This is a genomic window from Plastoroseomonas hellenica (genome assembly GCF_018129085.1).
Lineage (GTDB): Bacteria > Pseudomonadota > Alphaproteobacteria > Acetobacterales > Acetobacteraceae > Plastoroseomonas > Plastoroseomonas hellenica.
Genome location: NZ_JAAGBB010000001.1, coordinates 303,564 through 330,546, shown reverse-complemented (window position 1 = coordinate 330,546; position 26,983 = coordinate 303,564). Strand labels below are relative to the sequence as shown.

Sequence of the window (26,983 nt, the reverse complement as noted above, 5' to 3'; positions counted from 1 at the left end):
TCATGCGCGGCGCAGGTTCCAGGGCACGGGGCGGGGTCCTTCCAGCAGGCCGGTGAGCGAGCGGCGATAGGCGGTGCGGATGAAGAATTGGCCGAGCGGCACGCTCGCCACGTCGCGGAAGGCGAGATCCTGCATGCGCGCGCCGATCGCGAGCCGCGCGGCGTCGTCGGGCACGCTGAGCCATTCGGCGTTCAGCGCCTCCATCTCCGCGCTCTCGTACCAGCCGCTCCAGCCAGCGGTGCCCTGGCCACGGATCAGCGCATTCTGGGTCGGCGTCACGATACCCATGCCGGTCCACCAGACCGGGAAGACGTTCCAACCACCTTGCGCGGGAGGATTGCGATTCAGCATGCGGCCCAGCACCGTGCCCCAGTCCGTGGTGACGAATTCCACATTGAAGCCGATCCGGGTGAGCAGGTCTTGGCCGATCAAACCGAGCGGCGCGATGGAGGAGAAGTCGGCGGGATTCAACATGACCACGCGCTCGCCCGCATAGCCGCTCTCCCGCAGCAAGGTCTGCGCACGCTCAAGGCTCGGCGCGGCCATCGGGTCCGGCGACGGCGCCCGGCCATAGGGCGTGGTGCAGGGGAAGAAGGAATGGCAGATGTTGAAGGCGGTCGGATCATTGTTGGTCACCGCCGCCATGAAGTCGGCCTGGTTGACCGCCGCGAGCACCGCCCGCCGCACCGCCGGCTTGTCGAAAGGCGGATGCAGATGGTTGAGGCGCAGCACGCCCAGATAGCCACCGGGGTCGCCGTTCGCGATCGTGATGTCGCGGGAGCGCCGCAGCATCGGAATCAGGTCGGCAGCGACCTGCTCCCACCAGTCGACCTCACCGGCCTGGAGCGCCGCCGAGGCCGTCGCCGCATCCGGCATCATGTGCCATTCGACGCGCTCGAAATGCGCGACCTTGCCGCCAGCGGTCCATTCCGGCGCTTCCTGGCGCGGCCGGTAACGGTCGAAGCGCGCATAGGCGGCGCGGCTGCCGGAGACATACTCATTGGCGAGGAAGCGATAGGGGCCGGAGCCGATCATCTCCGCCACCGGCCGCACCGGATCCGTCTCCGCCAGGCGCTCGGGCATGATGAAGGCCGGCGAGGTGCCGGCCTTGGCGATGGCGTCGAGCATCAGGGGGAAAGGCCGGCTCAGGCGGATCACGAGCGTCCGGTCGTCCGGCGTCTCGTATTCGCGCACGGCCGCCGCCACGGTGCGGCCGAAGGTGTCGCGGCTGCCCCAGCGCCGGAGGCTTGCCGCACAATCCCGCGACCGCACGGGCTCGCCGTCGTGGAACAGGAGGCCTTCGCGCAGGCGGATGGTCCAGGCGAGCCCGTCCTCCGACACGCTGTGGCCTTCGGCCATCTGGGGCTGCGGGCGCATCTGCGCGTCGATGCCGTAGAGCGTATCGAAGACATAGTATCCGTGGTTGACCGCGACGCTCGCCAGTGAGGCGATGGGATCGAGGTTCGACAGCGCGGCCTGCGGCACGAAGCGCAGCACGCGCGGATCGGCGCCGCGCTGCGCCTTCGACAGGCCGGGTGCGGCGAGTGCCGCCACGGTGCCGAGCGCCGCAGCGCGGCGGGTGAGTTGAATGGCCATGCAATCCCCCTCTTGCCCTCAGACAATCACGCCGTCGGCACGCAGTTCATCCGTGAATTCGGCCAGCGTCGCGGCCAGGCGGTCGGACAGCTCGCCGACTTCTTCCGCGGTGATGGTCAGCGGCGGCGAGACCATCAGCCAGTCGCCATAGGCGCCGCGCGAGGTGCGGCGGCAGTAGAGCGCCAGCCCGTGACGCAGCGCGAGCTCGCCGACCCGCTGCGGCGCCACGCGCTCGAGCGGGATCATCGCCTTGCTGCCGCGGTCCGCGACCAGCTCCATCGCGAGCAGCAGGCCGAGCCCGCGCACCTCGCCGATGATCGGTGAGTTCGCGGCGATCGCATCGAGCCTCGCCCGCAGCAGGCAGCCCATGCGCTCGGCATTGCCGGTGAGATCGGCCTCCTCGACCTCGCGCAACACGGCAGCGCCGACCGCGCAGTTCATCACATGCGCGCTGTAGGTGAAGCCGTGCATGAAACCGCCGGCAGCGGCGATGCGGTCCACCATCGCCGCCGGGAACAGCGCCGCGCCCATCGGCGCGTAGCCAGCGGAAAGGCCCTTGGCGAGCACCGCCACGTCGGGTCGCGCCGTCGGCCAGTGATCCGCGGCGAGGAACCTGCCCGTCCGTCCGGCGCCGCTCATCACCTCGTCATAGATCAGCGCGACCCCGTGCCCCGTGCAGATGCGCCGCACCTCCTCGTAATAGGCGGCCGGCGCGACCAGGGCGCCGGTCGCGAGCCCGCCCACCGGCTCGAGGATGAAGGCGAGCACCGTCTCCGGCCCCTCGCGCAGGATCGCCGCCTCCAGCGCCGCGGCGCAGGCGGCGGCGTAGGTCTCGACCGTATGGTTCGGTGGCAGGCGATAGGAGAGCGGCGCGGGGACGCGCGGCACGGCCTGCAGCAGGGGGCCGAAGACCTCATGCGCATGATCGTCGCCGGAAATGGCGAGCGCGCCGAGCGTGTTGCCGTGGTAGCCCGGCTGGCGGCCGATGACCTTCCAGCGCGATCCCTGCCCGGTGACAACAGCGTGCTGGCGGAGAAACTTGATGGCGCTCTCGACCGCCTCGGATCCGCCGGAGACGACCCAGGCGCGCTCCAGTCCCGGCCCGGCGAGGCGGGCGAGCCTGTCGCTGAACTCGATGTTCGCCGCACTTTCGAACTGGCTCGGATAGGCGAAGACGGCCTGGCGGGCCTGCGCTGCCATGGCCGCGAGGATCCGCGGATGACCATGGCCGAGGTTGCTCGCCACCGGCCCGGAGGAGGCGTCGAGATAGCGATTGCCATCGGTGTCGAAGAGCCAGACGCCTTCGCCGCGGGCGATGCGCGGCAGGCGTGGCGTGCCCGGCGGTCGCGTGAAGCTCTGGTGGCTGCCGCCAAGCCCGGAAGGGGGCATCTGGTTCATGGATCGCTTCTTCCCGTGGCTGGCGCTATGCTGACGCTCTCTTGAGCAGTGCACAAGAGGCAATTCGGTGCAGAGGCGTGAATGGCGTGCGCCGCCACCTTGCGGCATGGCGGTATTCGAGGAGCAGCCTGGCCCGTCGCGGCGCCCAGGCACGAAGGTGAACGGGGACCATGACGGCGGGCACGGCGGAGCAAAGGCGACCAAAGCGGGCGGCGCCGCGGGCGATCGGGCTGACGCGGGAGGCGGTGATCGCGGCCGCGCTGGAGGAGATCGACAGTCGCGGCCTGCACGGCTTCAGCATGCGCAGCCTGGCGCGCCGGCTCGGCGTGAACGCGACGGTGATCGTCTGGCACCTCGGCAACCGCAATGCCGTGCTCGCGGAAGTGGTCAAGGCCGTGCAGCGCGACCTCGTGCCGCCGCGCCCGCCCGGCCAGACCTGGCAGGAGCGGCTCCGCCAGATCTTCGCGCGGTCACGCGACGCCGTTCGGCAGCACCCGAACGTGGCGCCGCTGATCGGCGCGGAGATCGTCTCGAACGCTCGCCCCGACCTCGGCCTCGTCGAAGCCCTGCTGGAGACGTTGTGCGAGGCAGGATTCGAAGGCGCGGCGCTGCGCGACGCCTACAATGCGACGCATGCCGCCCTGGTCGGCTTCACGACGCAGGAGCTGGCGCAGATGCCGTCGGAGGACCTGGCCGGGTGGCGGACGGAGATGCAGGACCACCTGGCGCGCGCCGATGCCAAAGCGCATCCCATCCTCGCGCGGGAGATGCCGAGGCTGGCCAACCAGGCCTTCATCCTCCGCTGGCAGAACGGCGTGGAAGCGCCGATGCACGACGCATTCGCGATGTTCGTGGACTGCTTCGTCGCTGGCCTGGCCGCCTGCGCTCCCCGCCGCAAACGCGGAACCGAACGCCGCGAAACCCCTGAAGCATAGGCTCCCGGCGGTCCAGCGCCGCCGGATGCACGCCGGCAGTCGCCGCGGGTGTTTCAGATCCCCCGAATTGTCTGATACTGTTACGTACTGGTTATCGGCCGGCGTGACGCACATGGTTGGTCGCCGTTCACTGCCGTGGGAAGCCCATCCGATCTCGAGGCAACTGCCAGACCTACACCCCGAAAGCCCGCTGCGATCGAAGGACAACTCGTGTGGCAAAGACCATGTCGCGAGCCGTACCACGGCTCTGTCTGCTGCTGATCGTAGCGTTCGGGCTGGCGGCTTGCGGAGGCCGATGCCCGATGTTCAGCCGGGGCTGGCCGCTCTGCGGCATTTAGGACGATGTGTTCGTCTCGGTGCTCATCGCCACCCGTCCAGGCGCCCAGCGGGCGGCATCTCCTGTGATCCGGCGGAGGCTGCGGATACCGGCCATATCGCCGGGCAACAAACGCGGCGCGCTGGTCTGGGGGGGCGTGTTGGGTTCGATCGGCCTCGCGATAATCGGCGCCGGACTCTACGGCTCGGGGCAATGGATCCCGTTCGCAACACGGGCAGAGAGCGTCGTCGGGACCGTCGAGCGGATCGACATCGACGGGCGCGGCCGGGGCATCACCTTGACCCCCGTCTTTCGCTTCACGACCCGCGAAGGACGCGAGGTCGTCGCCAGGTCGCGCGCCGGCAATAGTTGGCTGCGGTACACCAAAGGCGAACAACTGCGGTTGCGCTACGATCCGGTCAATCCTGATCGGGCGGAAGCAGAGCCGCTGCCGATCCTTGTGCTGCTCCCGCTCGCGGCCGTGCCGTTCGGCCTGGTGTTTCTGTGCTTCGGGGCAGCGCCTTGGGTCGGTATGAGGGCCGTAGCCGGCGCCCTGGTGTCGCTCTATCTCCTCGTGGTCTGGGTCGCCGCGATCATCGTCTATTCGGAAGCGGCGGTCGCGCAGAACCTGCTCAGAAACACCGCGCTCGTCGATGCTCCGGTGGTGGCGCATCGGGAGATGACCCGGGGAAATGCTCAGGGTTCCGGCTGGTCCATGGCCTACAACCCGATCACCCGCTTCACCGCCTCTGATGGGCGTGTCGTTCAGATCGAGGTGGAGCGGTCGAGCGCGAGGAGAGAGCCTGCGCTCGGCGAGACCATGCGGATACGCTACTGGCGCTCTAACCCCGACCGTGTGGAGCCGGACAGTGACTGGGCGGTCTGGAGGCGATCCGTCATCAGTGGCGGCGTGCTGACGGCCCTGTTGGCAAGCGGCGCATTCATTCTGCTGCTATGGCGCCGGCGAGCGAGGCGAACCAAAGGGGCGTGAGCCCCTGGCTGCGCCGCAGGGAGCAGCCGAGCATTCGATCACCCGAATGCGTGTCAACGGCGCCCGAAGTGGTGCGTTCTCCAGACGGGCGATGGGGCCCGGGAAAGGAGGACAGCCATGGCACAGCATCAGCAGGGCACCGGCAGCCAGGAGCGCACGGATGGCAAGCGGGCCGAGGGCAAGAAGGGTGTCTCGCAAGAGACCGTCGCCAGCGGCAAGAACTCGGATCCGAACAATTTCGCCAATGACCGCGAGCGCGCCGCCGCAGCGGGCCGGAAGGGCGGCCACAGCAGCCACAAGGACGACTAGACGGCGCGCGGGGCGGGCACGTTCGTGCCTGCCCCTCTTCGAGGGAGAGCTTTCGATGGTCGACAGACCGAAGCCGCCATTCCCGCATCAGCAGCAGGCGATGCCGGGCTATACCGCGAAGATGCAGCCGGTGCCCGACCACGGGGAGAGCACCTACAAAGGGTCGGGCAAGCTCGCGGGCAGGAGGGCGATCATCACCGGCGGCGACAGCGGCATCGGTCGCGCGGTTGCGATCGCCTTCGCGCGGGAAGGCGCCGACATCCTGATCGCCTATCTCGAAGAACATGAGGACGCGCGGGAGACACAGCGCCTGATCGAGGATTCCGGGCGTCAGGCGATCCTGGTGCCCGGCGACCTCGGGCAACGGGCGCATTGCCGCCAGGTAGTGGAGAGGGCGGTCGAGGCCTTCGGCCAAATCGACATCCTGGTCAACAACGCGGCGCACCAGGCGAGCTTCAAGGAGATCGCCGATATTTCCGACGACGAGTGGGAGATGACGTTCAACGTCAATATCCATGCGATGTTCCGCCTGACCAGGGCGGCGGTGCCGCACATGCCACCCGGCAGCGCCATCATCAACACGGCGTCGATCAACGCCGACACGCCGAACCCGACGCTGCTCGCCTATGCGACGACCAAGGGCGCGATCCACAACTTCACCGGCGGGCTGGCGCAGATGCTGGCCCGCAAGGGTATTCGCGTGAACGCCGTGGCACCGGGCCCGATATGGACACCGCTGATCCCCTCGACCATGCCCGAGGACACGGTCTCGAGCTTCGGGAAGCAGGTGCCGATGGAGCGGCCCGGCCAGCCGGCGGAGCTCGCCACCGCCTATGTGATGCTGGCCGATCCGCTCTCCAGCTATGTCTCCGGTGCGACCATTGCCGTGACCGGCGGTAAGCCCTTCCTGTGACGCCCAGGCTGGAATGATCGATCGGCATCGCCACGCGGCGGTAGCAGGGCGCGGGATCGACGCGGCGAGATGCATGATCAAAGGCGCCGCGCCTGATGGAGGCGCGCATCATCCGCGACGACCGCCAGCCACGTAGCACGGCGAAGCTTGGCTGCGTCTGCATGGCGAGCGCCGGTGATCCCTCCGGAGCGGATGCGCGCTTCGCCGTCCGGCCGATCGGAATGGCTGTGGCGGCCGGGCGCATGGGCGCCCGGCTGTCCCTGCTCAATTGGCGCCGGCAGGGCCCATCCGGATCACGCCATCGGGCCCAGGCTGAGTCGTGATCGCCTGCGGCGCGGGGGCTGGCGCGCCGGGCGCCCCCTCCAGGATCGCACCGCCGCCCATGAAGGCCGCATTCGGGTTATTCGCTCCACGATCGGCTGCCGCCCTCCGCGGCTGCCGCACAGGTCGCCGCCTTTCGCTGGCCGCAGCACCCGACTGGGTCGCCATCGGTGCGGGGCTCGCTTGCGGCAGCGGCGCGGGCGTCTGACTGGATGGAAGCTGTGCGAGCGCCGGCCCTGCCGTAAGCACAACCGCAGCCGCAACGAGACCGAATTGACGCATCAGTGTCTCCTTCCCTCTGCACCGTCGTCGCAATCAAGCGCGACCGGGCGGGTCGAAGCATGCGCCGCTGCGCAGTGGTGCATGCATCTGTCCCATATCAACTTTGTGCGAAAGGGACGGTCGCCCGGAGCCGCGGGGCGGAAGTCAGACCGCCCGTTCCACGCGGACCGCACAGAACTTGAACTCCGGAATTTTTCCCCACGGGTCGAGTTGGGGATTGGTCAGCAGATTCGCGGCGGCCTCGGCGAAGGCGAAGGATACGAAGACCAGACCGGGAGGCAGCATCGGATCAACGCGCGCGGAGAGCTCGATCGCGCCGCGCCGCGTGACCAGGCGCAGCCTGTCGCCCGCGGCGATGCCGAGCCGTTCGAGATCGGCCGGGCAGAGCGAGGCGGTCGGCCCCGGCTCGAGCATGTCGAGGGGCTCGGCACGGCGGGTCATGGTGCCGGTATGCCAGTGCTCGAGTTGACGGCCGGTGGTGAGCACGAAGGGAAAGCCTTCGTCTGGCATCTCGGCGGGATCGGAGAGGCCGGCCGGCACGAAGCGCGCGCGGCCGGTCGATGTCGGGAAGCGGTCGCCGAAGACAATCGCCTCGCCCGGCGCATCCGGTGCTGGTGAGGGATAGGTGACACTGCCCTCGCGCTGCAGCCGCTCCCAGGTGATGTTGGCGAGCGAGGGCATGGCCGCGGCCATCTCGGCGAAGACCTCCCGCGGATGGGCGTAGCTCCAGGCGAGGCCCAGCCGGCGCGCCATCTCCGTGATGATCGCCAGATCCTGCCGCGCCGCGCCGGGCGGCGTGACGGCGGCACGGCCTATCTGCACCTGGCGGTTGGTGTTGGTCACCGTGCCATCCTTCTCCGGCCAAGCGCTCGCCGGCAGCACCACATCGGCGAGCGCTGCCGTCTCGGTCAGAAACAGGTCCTGCACCACCAGATGCTCGAGGCGGGCGAAGCCCGCCCGCGCATGCGCGAGGTCGGGGTCCGACATCGCGGGGTTCTCGCCCATGATGTACATGCCGCGGACCTGGCCGCGCGTCATCGCGTGCATGATCTCGACCACGGTCAGGTCCGGCTCCGGCCGCAGCGCGGCGCCCCACAGCGTTTCCAGCCGCGCACGGAAGAGGTCATCGCCGGTGCGGTGGTAGTCGGGGAACATCATCGGGATCAGCCCGGCATCGGAGGCACCCTGCACGTTGTTCTGTCCGCGCAGCGGGTGCAGCCCGGTCCCGGGCCGGCCGACCTGGCCGCAGAGGAGCGCCAGGGCGATCAGACAGCGCGTATTGTCCGTGCCGTGGGTGGACTGGCTGATGCCCATGCCCCAGAGGATCATCGCCGTGCGTGCGCGGGCATAGAGCCGGGCGACGCGGCGAAGCTGCTCCGCGGGGACGCCGGCGATGGGCGCCATCGCCTCCGGCGCATAGGCCGCGACATGGTCGCGGATCAGCCCGAAATCCTCCGTGTGGGCGGCGATGTATTGCCGGTCGCAGAGCTCCTCCGTGACGATGGTGTGCAGCATGGCGTTCAGCACGGCGACGTCGCGCCCGGCCGCGAAGCGCACCACCTCCGTCGCGTGACGGTCGAGCTCGCTGCCGCGCGGGTCCATGGTCACCAGTTGCGCGCCGCGCGACGCAGCCTCCTTCAGGAAGGTGGCGGCCACCGGATGGTTCTCGGTCGGGCGGGCGCCGATGACGATGATCACCTCGGCCTCCAGCGCCGCGGTGAAGGGTGCGGTGACCGCGCCGCTGCCGATCCCCTCCAGCAGCGCCGCGACCGACGCCGCATGGCAGAGGCGGGTGCAGTGGTCCACGTTGTTGGTGCCGAAGCCGGTGCGCACCAGCTTCTGGAAGAGATAGGCCTCCTCGTTCGAGCCCTTGGCCGACCCGAAGCCCGCCAGCGCGTCCGGCCCGTGCCCGTCCCGGATGCGGCGGAGGCCTTCGGCCGCGCGATCCAGCGCCTCCTCCCAGCTCGCCTCGCGGAACTTCGCCAGGGCGCCGCGCGGGTCGCGGCAGTCGGAGGGATCCTTGGCCGCCCCGTCGCGCCGAATGAGCGGCTGCCTCAGCCGGTCCGGATGAGTGAGGTAGCCGAAGCCGAACCGTCCCTTGACGCAGAGCCGCCCCTGGTTGGAGGGCCCGTCGAGGCCAACCACCTCCTCGATGCTGCCGTCGCGGACACGGAAGCCGACCTGGCAGCCGACGCCGCAATAGGGGCAGACGCTGGCGACCTCGCGCTCCGCGGCGGGACCGCGGTGCCCGTCCGCCGCCAGCACCGATCTGGGAAGCAGAGCACCCGTCGGGCAGGCCTGCACGCATTCGCCGCAGCCGACGCAACTGCTGGCGCCCATCGGGTTCGCCAGGTCGAAAACCGGCAGCGTCGCCATGCCACGTCCTGCCATGCCGATGACGTCGTTGTGCTGCACCTCGCGGCAGGCGCGCTCGCAAAGGCCGCAGCGGATGCAGGCATCGAACTGCACCGCGATCGCGGGATGCGAGAGGTCGGGCGATGGCGGCGGCAGTTCCGGCGCGAAGCGCGACCCCGTCACGCCGAGCTGCCCGGCCCAGCGCGCCAGGATGCCGTCGGCGTCGCGCGGTGGGCCGTCCGCCAGCAGCAGCTCGAGCACCATGCGGCGCGCCGCCTGGGCGCGGGCGCTGGCCGCGCTGCGCACCACCATGCCTTCGCGCGGCGTGCGGATGCAGGAAGCGGCCAGCGCCCGCTCGCCCTCGATCTCGACCAGGCAGACGCGGCAATTGCCGTCGGGACGGTAGCCGGGTCGCGGCAGGTGGCAGAGATGCGGGATCTCCTCGGCCCCCGCACGCCGCGCCGCTGCCCAGATCGTCTCGCCCGGCGCCGCCTCGACGGTGCGGCCGTCAAGTAGGAAGGGCACGTGCCCGGCGCCCTGACCGATGCTGCTCACGGCACGGCCTCCGGGAAGAAGCGCATCAGGCTGCGGACCGGATTCATCGCGGCCTGGCCGAGCCCGCAGATCGAGCCGTCCGCCATCACCTGCGCCAGCTCCTCCAGCAGCGCACGGTCCCACACCGGCGCCTCGAGCAGCCGTGCCGCCTTGGCAGTGCCGGCGCGGCAGGGCGTGCACTGGCCACAGCTCTCGTCGCGGAAGAAGTGCACCAGGTTGCGTACGGCATCGGCGAGGTCGTCCCGGTCCGAGAGCACCACGATGGCACCTGAGCCCACGAAGCAGCCCTGCGCATCCAGCGCGCCGAAATCGAGCGGCAGGTCGCCGAGTGCTGCCGGCAGCAGGCCGCCCGAGGCGCCGCCCGGCAGATAGGCGGCGAAGCGGTGCCCGTCCGCCATGCCGCCGCAGAACTCCTCGATCAGCTCGCGCGCCGTGACGCCAGCCGGCGCCAGCACCGCGCCCGGCCGCCGCACCCGGCCGGAGACGCTGAAGAAGCGTTGGCCACGATGGCCGCGCCGGCCTTTCGCTGCGAAACCCGACGCGCCCTCGGGCGAGCCCAGGATCTCCGGCAGGAACCAGAGCGTCTCGACATTGTGGATCAGGGTCGGTCGGCCGAAGAGGCCGTGCTCGCCGGGAAAAGGCGGCTTGTGGCGCGGCCAGCCGCGGCGCCCCTCCAGGCTCTCCAGCAGCGCCGTCTCCTCACCGCAGATATAGGCGCCGGCGCCGCGGCGCAGATGGATCGGCATCCCGGCCGCGATGCCGGCCGACTCCAGTGCCGCAATCTCGCGTGCCAGCACGCGATGGAGGTGCGGGTACTCGCCGCGCAGGTAGATCCAGCAGGCCTCGGCGCCGATGATATGGGCAGCGATCAGCATGCCCTCGAGCACGCGGTGCGGCTCGGTCTCGAGGCAGTGGCGGTCCTTGAAGGTGCCGGGTTCGCCCTCGTCGGCATTGACGACCAGATGGCGCGGCGCCGCCTGCGACAGGACGAGCCGCCACTTGCGGGAGGCGGGAAAGCCGGCGCCACCGAGGCCGCGCAGAGACGCCGCCTCGAGCGCCGTCAGTATCCGCTCCCGTTCATCTCCGCCGGCGGTGCGGATCGCGCGCAGCACGGCATAACCGTCACGTGCGAGATAGGCGTCGAGCCCAGGCGAAGCCGGCATTGCCGGTGGCCCCTGCGCCACGGCGGACGCGACCGACCGAGATGTCGCGTGCTCGACCAGCTCATGGCCAACGGCACAGGCCGGAGCGCGGTGGCAGGCCCCCATGCAGGGCGCGGCGATCACCCGCATGTCGGGCCTGGGCGGCGCGGCCCGCAGCGCAGCGAGAAGTGCATCGGCACCCATGAGCCTGCAGGGCAATCCATCGCAAACGCGGATGGGCACGGAGGCGACCGGCATGTCGTCGTCGAGAAGATCGAAGTGGTGATAGAAGCTCGCGACCTCGAAGACCTCGACGGAGGCGAGCCGCAGCGCCTGCGCCAGCGCCGCCAGGTGACCGGGGCGCAAGCCACCATACCGATCCTGCAACGCGTGCAGGTGCTCGATCAGGAACTCGCGGCGGAGCGGGACCGCCTCGGTTGCCACGGCGACAGCGGCCCGGTCCTCCGCGCTCGGTTGCCGCCCACGCGGGCCGCGTGGCGGGGCGCCCTCGCGTGCCGGCACCCGACCGAGATCGACGCTCTTCATGAGCCCGCCATCAGTGTTTCCTCCCATCCGATTCTACGCAGGACTCTCTCCGCGTGTCTTGCATGGCGCGCGCGCAATGGTGGGAAGGAGGCGCCTTGCGGCGCAACATGACCGGCCGGAGGCGATGGCGCCCTAACCCGGCCAAGGTCACGTCACGGCCATCGGCGCCGCGCTGCATTACCTGCGCCTGGACCGTATCGGTCTTTCGCGATGGCCAGCCGCACCCATGTCACTCGTTCCGGACCGTCACGTCTTCAGCGAAGGAAGCCCCCATGATCGATCTGCATTACTGGCCGACGCCGAATGGCAAGAAGGTCACGATCTTCCTCGAGGAGACCGGCACGCCCTATCGCCTGGTGCCGGTGAATATCGGGCGCGGCGACCAGTTCTCGCCGGAATTCCTGAAGCTCAACCCGAACCACCGCATGCCGGTGATCGTCGATCATGCGCCGGCCGATGGCGGGGCGCCGATCTCCATCTTCGAATCCGGCGCGATCCTCTTCTACCTCGCGGAGAAGACCGGCCAGCTCTGGCCGCAGGATCTCCGGGCCAGGATCGAGGTCAGCCAATGGGTGATCTGGCAGATGGCGAACCAGGGCCCCAAGCTCGGCGAGGCCGGACATTTCCGGCGGCTCGGCGATCGCGAAGGCGACCAGTCTTACGCCGTCCGCCGCTTCACGGACGAAGCCAATCGGCTCTATGGCGTGCTCAATGCACGGCTGCGGGACCGGCCATACCTCGCCGGCGACAGCTACACGATCGCCGACATCATCGCCTATCCCTGGACCGTCAACTGGAAGGCGCAGGGGCAGGAGATCGATGAGTTCAAGCATTTCAAGCGCTGGTTCGAGACGATCGGCGCGCGGCCGGCCGTGCAGCGCGGCCTCGCCGTCGGCGCCGAGTTCTCGACCGACAGGAACACGCTGCCGCCCGAGGAGCAGGAGCGGATCCGCAAGATCCTTTACAATCAGCGCGCCCTGCCGGTGCCGGACTGATGGCGCCGCCGGGCGCGCGCATGGCGCGCCCGGTGCCACCGCCATGCAGGCTCATCCGGCGGAGCTGGTGATCGCCGCCAGGGCTTCCTCCGTCGTGCAAACGGTCGCGAACTCATAGGCGAGTGTCGCGAGATGCGCGGCATGGATGGCTTCCGCTGGAATCGTCTGACCGGCCTGGCCGGTGAGATCGAAGCAATCGCACGCATCGCCCACCACGATCATGCGGTAGCCGAGATTGGCGCCGACCCTGACACTGGTCGAGACGCACATGTCGGTGGAGATGCCGAAGGCCATGATCGCCTCTATCCCAAGCCTCCGGAGGCGGAGATCGAGGTCGGTACCGATGAAGGCCGCGTTCACGCTCTTCGCGACCACGGGTTCATCGGGAAGCGGCTGGAATCCAGGTCGATAGGCGTGGCCCGGCAGGCCAGGCCGCAGCGATGATCCCGTCTGCACGGAATCATGCCGCACATGGATCAGCGGCAGGCCGGCGCCGCGCCAGGCAGCGAGCAGCGCCCGGCCGTTGCGGTCCAGATCACGGTTCCATCGCCGCGGCCAGGGCGCGTGATCGAAGGCCTGTTGCATGTCAATCGGCAGCAAGGCCGTCTTTGGCGGGAGATCCATGACGCGTCCCTCGGTCGATCGGCGGGTCAGGAGACGACCATCGCTCTGCCCTCGGCGGCGCCTGCCACAGGCGCCCGGTCACCATGTCGGCGGTCCCGGCCGAGCGGCAATGACGGCGGCGAGACACCGGAATTCCGGCCATTATTCCGCTTGGCAGTACTGGGCACTGCGTCCTAGGCTTCCCCTCAACGACAGACGAGGGAGGCCATGGGTCCGTTGGCAGGCCTGCGGGTGCTGGAGTTCGCGGGCCTCGGCCCCGGGCCGTTCTGCGCCATGCTGCTGGCCGATCTCGGCGCCGAGGTGCTGCGTATCGACCGCGCGGACGCACCGCCCGGCCATCGCGCGGAGGTGCTGAAGCGCGGGCGCCGCTCCGTCGCCATCGATCTGAAGTCGCCGCAGGGCGCCGCCGCGGCGCTGCGGCTGGTCGACCGCGCCGACGCGCTGATCGAAGGCTTCCACCCCGGGGTCATGGAGCGGATGGGCCTCGGCCCGGAGCCCTGCCTCGCGCGCAATCCGCGCCTCGCCTATGGCCGCATGACCGGTTGGGGGCAGGACGGGCCACTGGCGCCGACCGCCGGGCACGACATCAACTACATCGCGCTGACCGGCGCGCTCTGGGCCACCGGCCGCGCCGATGATCCACCGCCGCCGCCACTCAACCTAGTGGGCGATTTCGGCGGCGGCGGCATGCTGCTCGCGGTCGGGCTGCTGGCGGCGATCCTGAACGCGCGCGCCACCGGCCGCGGCCAGGTCGTGGATGCGGCGATGACCGATGGCAGCGCTCTGCTGATGGCGATGTTCCAAGGGATGGCCGCCCAAGGCCGCTGGCGCAACGCGCGCGGGGCGAACCTGCTGGATGGTGCGGCCCCCTTCTACGACAGCTATCGCTGCAGCGATGGCCGCCATGTGGCGGTCGGCGCCATCGAGCCCACCTTCTTCGCCGCGTTGCTGGCAGGCCTCGGCCTCGATCCCGCACGCTTCGCGGAGCGCATGGACCCGGCGCGCTGGCCGGTCCTGAAGGCCGAGATCGCCGCTGCCTTCGCCATCCGCACGCGTGATGACTGGGCAGCCGCTTTCGCCGGCAGTGATGCCTGCGTGACCCCGGTGCTCGACCTCGATGAGGCACCGGCGCATCCACACAACCGCGCGCGCGGCACGTTTGTGACGCGGGACGGCGTGGTGCAGGCAGCACCGGCGCCGCGTTTTTCCGAAACCCCTGCCGCCCTGGATCGCCCGCCGCCGCACGCGGGCGAACACACCGATGCGGCACTGGCCGATTGGGGCTTCTCTGCCTCGGAGATCACCGATCTGCACGTGGCCGGCGCGATCCGCGCCCGCAGCGAAGGAGCATTCTGATGGAAATCGGCTTCGCCGGCCCGCGCGAGGTGATCGGCAGCGACCACGCCCTGTTCCGCGACCAGGTGCGGCGCTTCTTCGAACGCCATATCATCCCCTTCCACCGGCAATGGGAAGCCGAGGGCGTGGTGCCGCGCTCGGTCTGGCTGGAAGCGGGCAAGCAAGGGCTGCTCTGCACCGGCATGCCGGAGGACTACGGCGGGGCCGGCGCCGATTTCGGCTATTCGGCGATGATCCTCGAGGAGATCGGGCGCAGCAATACCTCCGGCATCGGCTTCACGCTGCATTCGGACATCGTCGCCCCCTACCTCCTCGCCTATGCGACCGAGGCGAAGAAGCGCGACTGGCTGCCGCGCATGGCGCGTGGCGAGATGATCGGCGCCATCGCGATGACCGAGCCCGGGATGGGCAGCGACCTCAAGGCGGTGCGCACCAGTGCGCGGCGCGACGGCGACCACTACGTCATCAACGGCCAGAAGACCTTCATCACCAATGGCCAGAATGCCGGCCTGGTCATTGTGGTGACGAAGACCGATCCCGCCGCCGGCCGGAAGGGCATCAGCCTGATCTGCGTCGAGGAAGGCACGCCTGGCTTCAGCAAGGGCCGCAACCTCGAGAAGATTGGCCTGCACGCGCAGGACACCTCGGAGCTGTTCTTCGACGAGGTGCGCGTCCCCGTCGGCAACCGCCTCGGCGAAGAAGGCGAAGGCTTCTCCCAGCTCATCCACCAGCTCCCGCAGGAGCGGCTGATGATCGCGATCCGCGCCGCCGCCTCGATCGAAGCGATGCTCGAGGAGACGGTGACCTATGCGAAGGGGCGGCAGGCCTTCGGCCAGGCAGTCTTCGACTTCCAGCACAACCGCTTCCGCCTGGCCGATGCGAAGTCCCAGGCTGCGATGCTGCGCGTCTTCGTCGATCACTGCCTGGCGCTGCACTTGAAGCGCGAGCTTTCGGTGGAGCTCGCGGCGGCGGCGAAGCTGAACGCGACGGAGATGCAGAACCGGCTGCTGGACGATTTCCTGCAGATCCATGGCGGCTATGGCTACATGGCGGAATACCCGATCGGCCGCGCCTGGGCCGATGCGCGCGTCGGCCGCATCTTTGGCGGCAGCTCCGAGATCATGAAGGAAATCATCGCGCGGACCTTGTGACGCCGGCGGCGCCTGCGGGCGCTCGCTGGCTCGGCTGACACGCATGGAAGGGATGAGGAATGTCGAAGAAGCTTGCCGGCAAGGTCGCGCTGGTCTCCGGCTCGGGCCGCGGCATCGGCCGCGAGATCGCGCTGAAGCTCGCCTCCGAAGGGGCGCGCGTGGTCATCAACGACCTCGACCCGGCACCAGCGGAGGAGACGCTGACCGCGATCCGGGCACTCGGCGGCGAGGCCTTGGCCTGCAATGGCGACGTGACGGACAAGGATTTCGGCGAGCGCTTCGTCGCGACCGCGGTCGATGGCTTCGGGGCCATCGACATCATCGTCAACAACGCCGGCTATACCTGGGACAACGTCATCCAGAAGATGACGGACGAGCAATGGTACGCGATCATCGATGTGCACATGACCGCGCCCTTTCGCATCCTGCGCGCGGCAGCCCCCTTCATCCGTGAAGCCGCGAAGAAGGAAGCCGAGGCCGGGCAGGAGGTGTTCCGCAAGGTCGTGAACATCTCCTCCACGTCAGGCGTCTACGGCAATGCGGGGCAGGCGAACTACTCCGCGGCCAAGGCCGGCATCAGCGGCATGACGCGGGCGCTCGCCAAGGAATGGGGTCGCTACAAGGTGAATGTGAACGCGGTCGCCTTCGGCCTGATCATGACGCGGCTGACCGAGGCGGCAGCGGGCGACGGCGCCTCGATCGACATCTCCGGGCGGGAGATCAAGGTCGGCGTCAACCCGCAGGTGCTGAAGAATGCCGAAGCGCTGATCCCGCTTGGGCGCGGCGGCCGTCCTTCGGAAGCGGCGGGCGCCGTCTACCTCTTCTGCATCCCGGAATCGAACTACGTCAGTGGACAAACCTTGGTGGTGGGCGGCGGTCGCCCATAAGGTCACGGTAACGGGAAGACAGCAAAGAAACACCGGGGAGAGAGTCCATGGAGGGTCGGGCATTCATCGGCCGCCGCGCGGCGCTGGCCATCGGCGCCGCGGCGCTGGCGCGGCCGGCGATCGCGCAGCAAGGCTTTCCGAACCGGCCGATCCGGCTGATCTGCCCCTGGCCGGCGGGCGGATCGGCGGATGCGGTGTTCCGCACCATCGGCGAGATGGCATCGCGCCAGCTCGGGCAGCCGGTGCTGGTGGAGAACCGCAGCGGCGCCTCCGGCACGATGGGCATGCAGATGATGGCGAGCGAAGCGCGCGGCGACGGGCATCTGATCGGGCAGATGCCGGTGACCGCCTTCCGCCTGCCGGCGATGACGCGCCGCCCGACCTGGGACCCGCTGCGCGACCTCAGCTACATCATCCACCTGACCGGCTACCTGTTCGGCGTCGTGGTGCGCAGCGACAGCCCTTGGCAGGACTGGGCAAGCTTCATCGCGCATGCGCGTACCAGTCCCGGCCGGGTCACCTATGGCACGCCGGGCGTCGGCAGCACGCTGCACATCACTATGGAGGAGATCGGGCGACGGACCGGCATCGAGTTCACCCACGTGCCCTTCCGCGGCGGGCCGGACGGGTTCCGGGCGCTGCTCGCCGGCGACATCACGGCAATTGCCGACAGCACCGGCTGGGCGCCGCTGGTGCAGGAAGGCCGCTTCCGCCTGCTCTGCACCTGGGGTGCTGCGCGGGCACAGCGCTTCCCGGATGCGCCAACCTTGAAGGAGCTCGGCCTCGACATCGTCTCCGAGAGCCCCTTCGGCGTGGTGGGGCCGAAGGGCATGGACCCCGCCATCATCCGGCGGCTGCATGACGTGCTGAAGACGGCGCTGGAGGATCCGGTGGTGATCACCATGCTGGCGCGGTTCGACATGGTGCCGCGCTACATGGACAGCGAAACCTATGCCGCCTTCGCGCGCGAATTGAACGCGCATGAGGTCGCGGCGGTCCGCCGGCTCGGCTTGAGCACGGACTGAGCCCATGCGCCGCCGTACCCTCCTCACCCTGCCCGCCCTCGCCGCGCTGCCGGCGCGCGCGCAGGAGGCCTTTCCCTCGCGCCCGATCCGCATGGTCGTGCCCTTCCCGGCCGGCGGCGCCACCGATGTCTGGGCGCGCGTCGTCGCCGCGCCGATGGCCGAACGGCTCGGCCAGCCGGTCGTGATCGACAACCGCTCCGGTGGATCCGGGATGATCGGCACCGAGCATGTCGCGAAGGGCGCTGCGGACGGTCACACTATCCTGTTCAGCATATCCAGCTTCGTGCAGGCACCGGTGCTGTTCCGCAGCACCGCCTATGACCCGCTGAGCGACTTCGCGCCGATCGGCCGCATGGGCACCACGGCGCTGGTCTTCTGCGCCTCCCCGGCCATGCCGGTCGGCAGCCTCGCCGAATTCGTGGCGCGGGCGCGCGGGCAGGACCTCAGCTTCGGCTCCTACGGCACCGGCTCCACCGGGCATGTCTTCGCGCAGATCCTCTCGGACCATGAACGCCTCGGCATGACGCATGTCGGCTACCGGGGGGAGGCGCCGCTGCTGATCGACATGCTCGGCGGGCGCGTGGCCGGTGCCTTCCACAGCCTGACCCTGGTGAAGGAGCATCTGCGCAATGGACGGCTGAAGCCGCTCGCCTTTCTCGGCCGCGACCGCTCCCCAGCCTTCCCCGACGTGCCGACGTTGCTTGAGCTCGGCTATCCCGATGTCTTCGGCTGGAGCGGTTTCTTCGGCGCCTGGACGCCGGCGCGCGTGCCGGCGCCGGCCCGCGCGGCGCTGGTGGACGCCTATCGCGCCGCCATGGCCCGGCCGGAGGTGATCCGTCGGCTGGAGGAGGTCGACGTCATCATCGGCTATGCCGGACCGGAGGCATTCCAGGCCGAGATCGCACGCACCCATGCCACCTGGCTGGACCTGGTCACCCGCATGAACATCCGGCCGGATTGATGCCGCAGCTCACGCATTGGGCGGCGCGGCGGCCGACGCATGTCGCGCTCCTCATCCACGAAAGCGGAGAGGCCATCACCTATGCCGCGCTCGACGCCCGCGCCAATCGCGCCGCGCAATGGCTGATCGGGCTCGGGCTGCAGCCGGGCGACGGCATCGCGCTGCTGCTCGAGAACCGCATCGCGATGCTGGAGCTCGCCTGGGCGGCACGGCGCGCCGGGCTCTATTACACCCCGCTCAGCGTGCACCTGAAGCCAGCCGAGATCGCCTATGTGCTGAAGGACAGCGGCGCGAAGCTGCTGATCGAAAGCCCGCACCTCGCCGCGCAGCTCGATACCGCGATCCCCCGCATCGGCGTGGAGGAGGGCTACGAGGCCGCGCTGGCAGCATATTCCGATGTCACGCCCTTGCCGGAACGGCCGGTCGGGCGCGACTTCCTTTATTCCTCCGGCACCACCGGCATGCCGAAGGGGGTCCGTCGCGCGTTGACGCCCTTCGAGAAGCGTCTGACGCCCGACTGGCCCGACTATTGGCTGCCGCTTTACGGCTTCGGGGAGGACACCGTCTATCTCTCGCCGGCGCCGCTCTATCACGCAGCGCCGCACCGCTATGTGCTGCGCACGCTGATGCTGGGCGGTACCGCCGTCATCATGCGGAAATTCGACGCCGAAGCGGCACTCACCGCGATCGCGCAGCATCGGGTGACGCACAGCCAATGGGTGCCGACGATGTTCTCCCGGCTACTGGCGCTGCCCGCGGCGCGGCGTGCCGCGCATGACCTCTCCTCCCATCGCTGTGCGATCCATGCCGCGGCGCCCTGCCCGGTCCCGCTCAAACGGGCGATGATCGAATGGTGGGGGCCGATCCTCCACGAATATTATGCGGGATCGGAATCGGTCGGCATCACGGTGATCGACAGCCAGGAATGGCTCAAGCATCCGGGCTCGGTCGGGCGGCCGCGCCAAGGTGCGGTGCATATCCTGGACGATGCGGGCCGGCCGCTGCCGCCGGGCGAAGTCGGCGGCATCTGGTTCTCCGGCGGCACCCGCTTCGCCTACCACAACGCGCCGGACAAGACCGCATCCGCCTACAACGCGGATGGCCTCGCGACCTATGGCGATCTCGGCCATCTCGACGCCGAAGGCTATCTCTATCTCAGCGACCGGCGCGCCGACCTGATCCTCTCGGGCGGCGTCAATGTCTATCCCTGGGAGATCGAGCAGGTGCTGGCGCAGCATCCGGCGGTGGCCGAGGCTTGCGTGGTCGGCGTGCCGGATCCCGATTTCGGGGAGGCGGTTCGCGCCGTCGTCGTCACGCGGGAGGCGGTGGAGCCGGCGGCGCTCATCGCCTTCTGCAAGGCGCGGCTCGCCGGCCCCAAGGTGCCGAGAAGCGTGGTCTTCGCGGAGGATCTGCCGCGCAGCGAGGCGGGCAAGCTGCTGCGGCGCGAGGTGAAGGCAGCACAGCGTAGCGCGTGAGCGCCAACAAGGAGCGACACACATGTTCCGTGACGATCTCTTCGCCGGCAAGCGCGTGCTGGTCACCGGCGGCGGCACCGGGCTTGGCCGCATGATGGCGGAGCGCTTGCTGTCGCTCGGCGCCGCAGTCGAGATCTGGGGCCGCCGCGGGCCGGTGGTCGAGCAGACCGCGGCCGAGCTGAATGCCATCCATCCCGGCCGCGTGGCCAGCCGCGTCGTCGACATCAAGGACCCGGAGGCGGTGGAAGCGGCGGTCGCCGCGATCTGGGCGGAAGGGCGCCCCTGCACGCATCTGATCAACAACGCGGCCGGCAATTTCGTGAGCCGCACCGAGGACCTCTCGCCGCGCGGCTTCCACGCCATCGCCGACATCGTCTTCCACGGCACCTTCCAGGTGACCCAGGCGGTCGGCAAGCGCTGGATCAAGGACGGCACCGGTGGCGCCGTGCTCTCCGTCGTCGTCACCTGGGTGCGCACCGGCGCGCCTTTCGTCGTGCCTTCCGCCATGTCGAAGGCCGGCATCGACGCGATGACCAAGTCGCTCGCGGTGGAATGGGGCCGCCATGGTATCCGCCTGAACGCGGTGGCGCCCGGCACCATCCCGACCGAAGGCATGTTCGCGCGCCTCCGGCCCGGCGAAGCGGATCCCGCGGAGCGTCAGGCGGCCGCCAATCCCATGGGACGGATCGGCACCCCGCAGGATATCGGCGATATCGCCGCTTTCCTGCTGAGCCCGATCTGGATCAATGGCGAGACCATCGCGCTCGATGGCGGGCAATGGCTGACCGGCGGCGGCGGCTTCAAGGATTACCTCGCCTGGGGCGATGCCGAATGGGCGGAGGCCAAGGCCCGCATCACCGCGCGCAACCAGGCGGACAAGGCGCAACGCAGCGGCACGCCGTGATGGTCGCAAGCGACAACTTCGCCGAGTTCCTGCGCGAGCAGCTCGCGCCGCTCGGCCGCGTCACCATGCGGCGCATGTTCGGGAAGACCGGCGTGTTCTGCGATGGGGTGATGCTCGGGATGGTGACGGAGAACACGCTCTATGTCCGGGTCGATGACCACAACCGCGCGGCCTTCCAAGAAGCCGCATCCCATCCACCCCTCAATTACGAGAAGCAGGGCAGCAGCATAGATCTCGCCTTCTGGCGCGTGCCGGAGCGGCTGTTCGACGAGCCCGATGAGCTCGTCACCTGGGCGCGGGCAGCACTGGCGGCGGCGCATCGGGTCGCGGCGAAGCGAGGACGGGCCACGTCAGGGCGAGCATCTAATCCTCGATGACGGCGCCGATGCGCGTGGAGATGGCGCGCGCGGCGTCCAGCAGCAGCGGCAGGGCATCCGCCGCTTCCGCCTTGGTGCCGAAGCGCGGCAGGAAAGGCAAAGTGAGCGCCGCCACCGCATGGCCACGGTCATCGAGGATGGGACAGGAGAGGTCCACCAGGCCGTCGGCGACCTCGCTCGGGGAAATGTCGTGGCCGGTGGCGGCGATGCGGTCCAGGCGCGGCGTGATCAGCGCCGGCGGCATGCCGCTCTGCGCGGCCAGGATGGCGATCGCGTCCTCGCGCTTCCGCCCGCTCTGGAAGGCGGCAAGGATGCGCGCCGACACATATTGCATGCCGAAGGGAAAGACGGCGCCGAGCCGCACCATCCAGCCCATGGTCATGTTGGCGTCGGCCTGGGCGAGGATGAGCAGGTGCTGGCCGCTCAGCATGCCGAGATGGCAGCCGAGGCCGGTCTCGGTCGCCAGCGTTTCCATGACCGGCAGTGCGACCTGCTGCAGCCGCCGCGTCGGCGGATAGCGGGTAGCGAGGCGGAAGAGCTGCAGGGTCAGGCTGTACTCGCCGGTGCGCGGCTCGCGGGCGATGTAGCCGCGGCGCTCGAGCACGCCGAGCATGCGGAAGATCTCGCCGACCGAGCGGCCGAGCCGGGCGGCGAGCTGCTTCTGGGTCAGCCCGCCGGGTTCCGAGGCCAGCACTTCCAGAAGATCGAGCCCCTTGTCCAGAGCCGGCGCGCCGCCGGCAGCGGAGGATTCTTTGCGGTTGACTTCCTGGTCCATCGGCTTTCAGATTTGAAATCGGAGCCACACTAACGAAATCAGCGGGCAAAGTCCGCAGCAACGACAGGCCCGAGGGAGAGACGTGCATGGAGCGGACAACGCCCGGCGAGCGGCCCCTGAAGCGGCTCACGCCCGAGGCCGTCGCCTTCTATCAGGCGCATGGCTACTACGCCCCGGTGCCGGCGCTGCCCGCCGCGGAGGTCGCCGAGCTCCGCCGCAAGCTGGAAGCGCATGAGACGGCCCATGGCCATCTGCGCGGCCCACTCCGGCACAAGACCCACCTGCTCTTCACCTGGCTCGACGGGCTGATCCGACACCCGGCCATCCTGGATGCGGTCGAGGATCTGATCGGGCCGAACATCCTCGCCTGGGGCACCAGCTTCTTCATCAAGGAGGCGCGGGACCCGAGCTACGTGTCCTGGCACCAGGATTCGACCTACTGGGGCCTCGAGCCGGCTGAAATCGTGACCGCCTGGGTCGCGCTGTCCGAAAGCACGGCGGAGAACGGGGCAATGCGCGTGATCCCCGACAGCCACCTCCTGGAGCAGGTGCCGCACCGCGACACCTTCGCCGCGGGCAACCTGCTGTCGCGTGGCCAGGAGATCGCGGTGGAGGTGGAGGAGGCCCGGGCGCACATGCTGGAGCTGCGGCCGGGTGAGATGTCGCTCCACCATGTGCGGCTGATCCATGGCTCGGATCCGAATCCTTCGGACAGCAGGCGCATCGGCTTCGCCATCCGCTACCTGCCGACCCATGTCCGCCAGGTCGCCGGCACGCATGACAGCGCGACGCTGGTGCGCGGCGTGGACGCGTTCCACCATTTCGCACCGGAGCAGCGGCCCGAGGCGGATTTCTCGCCCGCCGCGCTCGCCTTCCACACGCAGATCACCGGCGCGCATCAGGAGATCCTGATGCGCGGGACAGGGCGGACGGCCGCCGCCTGACGCGGCGGGCGACGATGGCTCCCGGCGCCCGGCGGAGATAGGCTGATAAACCAGACACCGGCCGAGCACAGGCCGGGACAGGGATGGAGGCGAGGATGGGAGCGACAGGTCGGCGCGCCGTTCTGGGCGGCGTCATCGGTGCGGCGGCGCTCGCCCGCCCATGGCCAGCGCGAGCGCAAGCCGAGATCCGCATCCGCTTCGCCCACAGCCTCTCGACGGTGGAGCCCGCGCATCAGGCGGCAGAATTCTTCGCCCGCAACGTGGCCCAGCGCACCAACAACCGCGTGCGCATCGAGGTGTTCCCGGGCGAACAGCTCGGCTCCGGGCGCGACGTGAACGAGATGATCCGCCAGGGCGCCAATGTGATGAACATCACGGATCCCGGCTATCTCTCGGATTTCGTGCCGGATGTTGGCATCCTCAACGGCCCCTATATCGTCGACCAGCCCGCGCAGTTCGCGAAGCTGCTGGACAGCGACTGGTATCGCGGCGTGGATCAGCGGCTGCAGGCCGCGGGCTTCCGGATGGTGATGATGGGCGGCTTCTTCGGCGCGCGGCACATGATCGCCGAGAAGCCGATCCGCCAGCCCGCCGACATTGCCGGCATGACCGTGCGGGTGCCGCCCAACCAGATGTGGATCGAGACCTTCCGCGCGCTCGGCGCCAGGCCGACCACGGTGCAATGGAGCGAGATCTACAACGCGCTGCAGCAGAACGTGGTGCAGGCGGCGGAGGCGCCCTATGGCAGCCTGTGGGGTTCGCGCTTGCAGGAGGTGCGCAAGGTCATCTCCAACACCGCGCATTTCCAGGCGATCCTGGGCTGGCCGATGAACAACGGCTTCTTCAACCGCCTGCCCGCCGAGATCCGCACCATCCTGCTGGAGGAAGGCACCAAGGCGCGCGAGGAGCAGACCCGTCTGACCCTGGAGCAGGAGGCGGGCTTCGTCGATCGCTTCAGGACCGCGGGCGTGCAGATCGTGACCGATGTCGACATCGCCGCCTTCCGCCGCGCGAGCGAGCCGACCTACCGTGCCTTCCCGCGCTGGACGCCGGGCCTGCATGAGACGGTGCGGAGGATCCTGGCGTGATGCGCCTGCTCGGCAAGGCGCTGCGCTATCCGGACGAGGCGATCGGGGCTGCCGCGCTGCTGGTGACGGTGGGCGCCGTCACCTGGGGTGTGATCACGCGCTACATCACCGCACAGCCGGCGGTCTGGGCGAGCGAGGTCGCGGGCATCGCCTTCGCCTGGCTCACCTTCTTCGGCGCCAGTGCCTGCTTCCGCCACCGCGCACATCCCTCGATCGACATGCTGGTGGCCAGGCTGCCTACGGGGCCGCAGCGCGCCGTGCGCCTCGCGGTGGACCTGCTGGTCGCGGTGTTCCTCGGCTATTTCGCCTGGATCGGCCTGCACTTCTCGGTCGCTGCCTGGGACAACCCGACCGCGGTGCTGCGCCTGCCGATGACAGTGGTGTACGGGCCGATCACGGTGGCCACGCTGATGATGCTGGCGCGCCACCTCGCCAATCTCCGCCGCCCTCTGCCGATCGTCGAGCGGGCCATGGCATGACCGCGGCGCTGCCCTCCCTCCTGCTCGTGCTGCTCTTCGCGCTGAACGTGCCGGTGGCCTTCGCCATCGCCATCTCCGCCCTCTCCTTCTTCTTCCTCGCCGACGGCCTGCCGATCGACATTTTCTTCCAGAAGATGGTGGCGGCGACGGACAGCTACCCGCTGCTCGCCGTGCCCTTCTTCGTGCTGGCGGGAAGCCTGATGAACGCCGCGGGCATCACGCGCCGGCTGCTGCATCTCGCGGACGCGCTGGTCGGGCACATGACTGGGGCGCTCGCGCAGGCCTGCACGGTGCTCGCCACCTTGCTCGGCGGGCTCACCGCCTCCTCCTCCGCCGATGCCGCGATGCTTGCCAAGCTGTTCGGGCCGGAGATGGTACGGCGCGGCTACTCCGCCGCCTTCGCGGCCGCCATCACCTCCTCGGCGGCGATCATCACCGCGCTGATCCCGCCCGGCATCGGCCTGATCATCTACGGCTATCTCGCCGATGTTTCGGTCGGGCGGCTGTTCCTCGCGGGCGTGGTGCCGGGGCTGCTGCTCGCCCTCTCGCTGCTCGTCACCACCTGGATGATCGCCAGGCATCGCGGCTACGCGCCGGTGCGGCCGCATTTCGTCGGCTTCGGCGAGGTGCTGCGCGCGGCGCGCGACGCGGTCTGGGCGCTGATGATCCCGGTCTTCATCATCGTCGGGCTGCGCTACGGCCTCTTCACCACGACGGAGGCCGGCGCCATCACGGTGTTCGTCACCATCTTCATCGGCGCCGTGATCTATCGCGAGCTCAACTGGGCGAAGCTTCCGGGCGTGCTGCGGGAGACCGTGCTCGACACCTCCTCGGTGATGCTGCTGATCTGTGCCGCCTCGGCCTTCGGCTTCTATCTCGCCTGGGAGCGGCTGCCGCCGGCCATGGCCTCCTGGATGGTCGGGCTGACCAGCGACCCCATGACGCTGCTGTTGCTGATCAATGTCCTGCTGATCGTGCTGGGGACGGCGGTGGAAGGGACGGCGGCGCTGATCATCCTGACGCCGATCTTCGTGCCGGTGATCCTGCGCTTCGGCATCGACCCCGTGCATTTCGGCATCTTGCTTGTCACCAACCTGACCATCGCCGGCATCACCCCGCCGGTCGGACAGATGATGTTCATCTCCTGCGCCGTGCTGAAGGTGCCGATGGAGGTCTACACGGTGGAGATCCTGCCGATCCTGGGCGCGATGCTGGTGGTCCTCGGGCTGATCACCTTCCTGCCGCAGGTTTCGCTGTTCCTGCCGAACCTGATCATGGGGAGCTGAGAGCCCGTTTGGGATTGGCGCGGCGGAGCCGCGCCTATTCCGCGCGAATCCCCGCCGCGCGGATCGCCTCGCCCCAGACCGCGCGATCGCGCGCGATGGTGCGGCCGAAGCTCTCCGGATCCTCGAAGAAGGGCGCGAGCCCATTGTCCAGCAGCCGCCGGCGCAAACCTGCATCCTGCAGCGCGACGCGGATCGCCTCCGCCCATCGCGACACCGCCTCTTGCGGCATGCCGCGCGGGCCGCAGATGCCGAACCAGCCCAGCACCTGCAGCCCGGGCACCAGAGACGGCAGGCGCGGCGCATCGGGAAAATCCGGCCAGCCGTCGGCATCGCCCATCGCGAGCAGCCGCATCTCGCCGCCCTGGATCTGGCGGATGACGTCGCCGAGATTGGTGATCAGCAGGTCGGCGCGCCCGGCGATGATGTCGAGCGCCGCCGGCGCCGCGCCGCGATACGGCACATGCAGAAGATCGATCCGGGCCATCGCCTTCAGCCGTTCGCCGGAGAGGTGCTGGGCGGTGCCGGCGCCGGCGCTGGCATAGCTCAGCGCGCCCGGCCGTGCCCGGGCGGCAGTCAGGAAATCCTCCATGCTGCGATAGGGGCTGCGCGCGCCGACCACGACCGCGTAGCTCGACCGCGCGACATTGGCGATTGGCACCAGGTCGCGCGCCACGTCGATCGGGATGTGCATTCCCGGCATTTCCGGGCTGATGGTCATGTTGCCCATCGGGCATTGCAGCACGGTCGATCCGTCGGTCGGGCCGCGCACCACGGCCTCGGCGGCGATGAAGCCGTTGGCGCCGGTGCGGTTCTCCACCACCGGGCGCTGGCCGAGCGTCGCGGCCACGCCTTCCGCCACCAGCCGGGCGGTGATGTCGGAGGTGCCACCCGGCGCATAGCCGGCGATGATCCGCAGTGGCCGGTCCGCCGTCTGTCCCAGCGCCGGGCCCGCCAGCAGCGCGGCGCCCAGCAGCGCCGCCGCCATTCTTCTCGTCAT

General features: G+C 69.4%; 24 protein-coding genes. 17 read left to right on the top strand and 7 right to left on the bottom strand.

The genetic code is table 11. The features are described from left to right. Positions 1–1,596 (bottom strand): ABC transporter substrate-binding protein, encoded by a 1,596-nt coding sequence (locus GXW71_RS01335; RefSeq protein ID WP_211850576.1) that lies wholly within the window; start codon positions 1,594–1,596, stop codon positions 1–3. An 18-nt stretch (positions 1,597–1,614) separates the two neighbouring features. Further along, positions 1,615–2,994, bottom strand: a complete 1,380-nt coding sequence (locus GXW71_RS01330; RefSeq protein WP_211850575.1) for an aminotransferase family protein — start codon at positions 2,992–2,994, stop codon at positions 1,615–1,617. A gap of 170 nt (positions 2,995–3,164) precedes the next feature. Between GXW71_RS01330 and GXW71_RS01325 the strand changes: the two genes are divergently transcribed. From GXW71_RS01325 to GXW71_RS01310, 4 genes are all read left to right on the top strand, one after another. Next, on the top strand, positions 3,165–3,929 hold the full coding sequence (locus GXW71_RS01325) for a TetR/AcrR family transcriptional regulator C-terminal domain-containing protein (protein ID WP_211850574.1): 765 nt from the start codon (positions 3,165–3,167) through the stop codon (positions 3,927–3,929). Between the two features lie 356 nt (positions 3,930–4,285). Continuing rightward, positions 4,286–5,236 carry a DUF3592 domain-containing protein gene (locus tag GXW71_RS01320; protein WP_211850573.1) on the top strand — a complete coding sequence of 317 codons (951 nt, stop codon included), beginning with the start codon at positions 4,286–4,288 and terminating at the stop codon, positions 5,234–5,236. Positions 5,237–5,353: 117 nt separating this feature from the next. Further along, positions 5,354–5,545 (top strand): KGG domain-containing protein, encoded by a 192-nt coding sequence (locus GXW71_RS01315; RefSeq protein WP_211850572.1) that lies wholly within the window; start codon positions 5,354–5,356, stop codon positions 5,543–5,545. Between the two features lie 55 nt (positions 5,546–5,600). After that, positions 5,601–6,458 carry an SDR family oxidoreductase gene (locus GXW71_RS01310; protein WP_211850571.1) on the top strand — a complete coding sequence of 286 codons (858 nt, stop codon included), beginning with the start codon at positions 5,601–5,603 and terminating at the stop codon, positions 6,456–6,458. 747 nt (positions 6,459–7,205) lie between these two features. Here GXW71_RS01310 and fdhF read toward each other — a convergent pair. Both fdhF and GXW71_RS01300 read right to left on the bottom strand, forming a co-directional pair. Next, entirely contained in the window at positions 7,206–9,971 is a 2,766-nt protein-coding gene (gene fdhF, locus GXW71_RS01305; protein ID WP_367617232.1) for a formate dehydrogenase subunit alpha, read from the bottom strand. Next, entirely contained in the window at positions 9,968–11,659 is a 1,692-nt protein-coding gene (locus GXW71_RS01300; protein WP_211850570.1) for an NADH-ubiquinone oxidoreductase-F iron-sulfur binding region domain-containing protein, read from the bottom strand. The genes fdhF and GXW71_RS01300 overlap by 4 nt, the downstream gene beginning before the upstream one ends. 272 nt (positions 11,660–11,931) lie before the next feature. Between GXW71_RS01300 and GXW71_RS01295 the strand changes: the two genes are divergently transcribed. Beyond that, complete coding sequence (locus tag GXW71_RS01295) at positions 11,932–12,654, top strand: glutathione binding-like protein (protein WP_211850569.1); 723 nt, start codon at positions 11,932–11,934, stop codon at positions 12,652–12,654. Between the two features lie 51 nt (positions 12,655–12,705). Here GXW71_RS01295 and GXW71_RS01290 read toward each other — a convergent pair whose 3' ends face one another. Further along, positions 12,706–13,278, bottom strand: coding sequence for a cysteine hydrolase family protein (locus tag GXW71_RS01290; protein ID WP_211850568.1), 573 nt, complete (start codon positions 13,276–13,278; stop codon positions 12,706–12,708). Positions 13,279–13,485: 207 nt separating this feature from the next. Here GXW71_RS01290 and GXW71_RS01285 point away from each other — a divergent pair, with 207 nt between their 5' ends. Genes GXW71_RS01285 through GXW71_RS01250 form a run of 8 tightly spaced genes read left to right on the top strand, consistent with a single transcriptional unit; the run spans position 13,486 to position 21,414 of the window. Continuing rightward, positions 13,486–14,634 (top strand): CaiB/BaiF CoA transferase family protein, encoded by a 1,149-nt coding sequence (locus GXW71_RS01285; protein WP_211850567.1) that lies wholly within the window; start codon positions 13,486–13,488, stop codon positions 14,632–14,634. Then, the gene (locus tag GXW71_RS01280; RefSeq protein WP_211850566.1) at positions 14,634–15,785 is read left to right on the top strand and encodes an acyl-CoA dehydrogenase family protein; all 1,152 of its coding nucleotides are present in this window, start codon (positions 14,634–14,636) and stop codon (positions 15,783–15,785) included. Before GXW71_RS01285 ends, GXW71_RS01280 begins: the two co-directional genes overlap by 1 nt. A gap of 59 nt (positions 15,786–15,844) precedes the next feature. Continuing rightward, positions 15,845–16,672: an SDR family NAD(P)-dependent oxidoreductase gene (locus GXW71_RS01275; RefSeq protein WP_211850565.1), complete on the top strand. Its 828-nt coding sequence runs from the start codon at positions 15,845–15,847 to the stop codon at positions 16,670–16,672. Positions 16,673–16,719: 47 nt separating this feature from the next. Then, positions 16,720–17,697, top strand: coding sequence for a tripartite tricarboxylate transporter substrate binding protein (locus tag GXW71_RS01270; RefSeq protein WP_211850564.1), 978 nt, complete (start codon positions 16,720–16,722; stop codon positions 17,695–17,697). 4 nt (positions 17,698–17,701) lie between these two features. Next, a complete protein-coding gene (locus GXW71_RS01265; protein WP_211850563.1) occupies positions 17,702–18,658 on the top strand; it encodes a Bug family tripartite tricarboxylate transporter substrate binding protein in 957 nt (318 codons plus the stop codon). Further along, positions 18,658–20,133 carry an AMP-binding protein gene (locus tag GXW71_RS01260; protein WP_211850562.1) on the top strand — a complete coding sequence of 492 codons (1,476 nt, stop codon included), beginning with the start codon at positions 18,658–18,660 and terminating at the stop codon, positions 20,131–20,133. The genes GXW71_RS01265 and GXW71_RS01260 overlap by 1 nt, the downstream gene beginning before the upstream one ends. Before the next feature lie 22 nt (positions 20,134–20,155). Further along, on the top strand, positions 20,156–21,037 hold the full coding sequence (locus GXW71_RS01255) for an SDR family oxidoreductase (protein ID WP_211850561.1): 882 nt from the start codon (positions 20,156–20,158) through the stop codon (positions 21,035–21,037). Further along, complete coding sequence (locus tag GXW71_RS01250) at positions 21,037–21,414, top strand: TfoX/Sxy family protein (protein ID WP_211850560.1); 378 nt, start codon at positions 21,037–21,039, stop codon at positions 21,412–21,414. The genes GXW71_RS01255 and GXW71_RS01250 overlap by 1 nt, the downstream gene beginning before the upstream one ends. Here the strand turns inward: GXW71_RS01250 and GXW71_RS01245 are convergent. Next, a complete protein-coding gene (locus GXW71_RS01245) occupies positions 21,401–22,189 on the bottom strand; it encodes an IclR family transcriptional regulator (RefSeq protein ID WP_211850559.1) in 789 nt (262 codons plus the stop codon). The two genes, GXW71_RS01250 and GXW71_RS01245, sit on opposite strands and share 14 nt — an antisense overlap. 86 nt (positions 22,190–22,275) lie before the next feature. Here GXW71_RS01245 and GXW71_RS01240 point away from each other — a divergent pair, with 86 nt between their 5' ends. From GXW71_RS01240 to GXW71_RS01225, 4 genes are all read left to right on the top strand, one after another. Further along, positions 22,276–23,133 (top strand): phytanoyl-CoA dioxygenase family protein, encoded by an 858-nt coding sequence (locus GXW71_RS01240; protein ID WP_211850558.1) that lies wholly within the window; start codon positions 22,276–22,278, stop codon positions 23,131–23,133. 95 nt (positions 23,134–23,228) lie between these two features. Further along, positions 23,229–24,221 carry a C4-dicarboxylate TRAP transporter substrate-binding protein gene (locus GXW71_RS01235; RefSeq protein WP_211850557.1) on the top strand — a complete coding sequence of 331 codons (993 nt, stop codon included), beginning with the start codon at positions 23,229–23,231 and terminating at the stop codon, positions 24,219–24,221. Then, positions 24,221–24,700 (top strand): TRAP transporter small permease, encoded by a 480-nt coding sequence (locus tag GXW71_RS01230; protein ID WP_246526201.1) that lies wholly within the window; start codon positions 24,221–24,223, stop codon positions 24,698–24,700. Before GXW71_RS01235 ends, GXW71_RS01230 begins: the two co-directional genes overlap by 1 nt. Then, positions 24,697–25,986: a TRAP transporter large permease gene (locus GXW71_RS01225; protein ID WP_211850555.1), complete on the top strand. Its 1,290-nt coding sequence runs from the start codon at positions 24,697–24,699 to the stop codon at positions 25,984–25,986. Before GXW71_RS01230 ends, GXW71_RS01225 begins: the two co-directional genes overlap by 4 nt. Before the next feature lie 34 nt (positions 25,987–26,020). Here the strand turns inward: GXW71_RS01225 and GXW71_RS01220 are convergent, their stop codons facing one another. Further along, positions 26,021–26,983, bottom strand: coding sequence for a Bug family tripartite tricarboxylate transporter substrate binding protein (locus GXW71_RS01220; protein WP_211850554.1), 963 nt, complete (start codon positions 26,981–26,983; stop codon positions 26,021–26,023).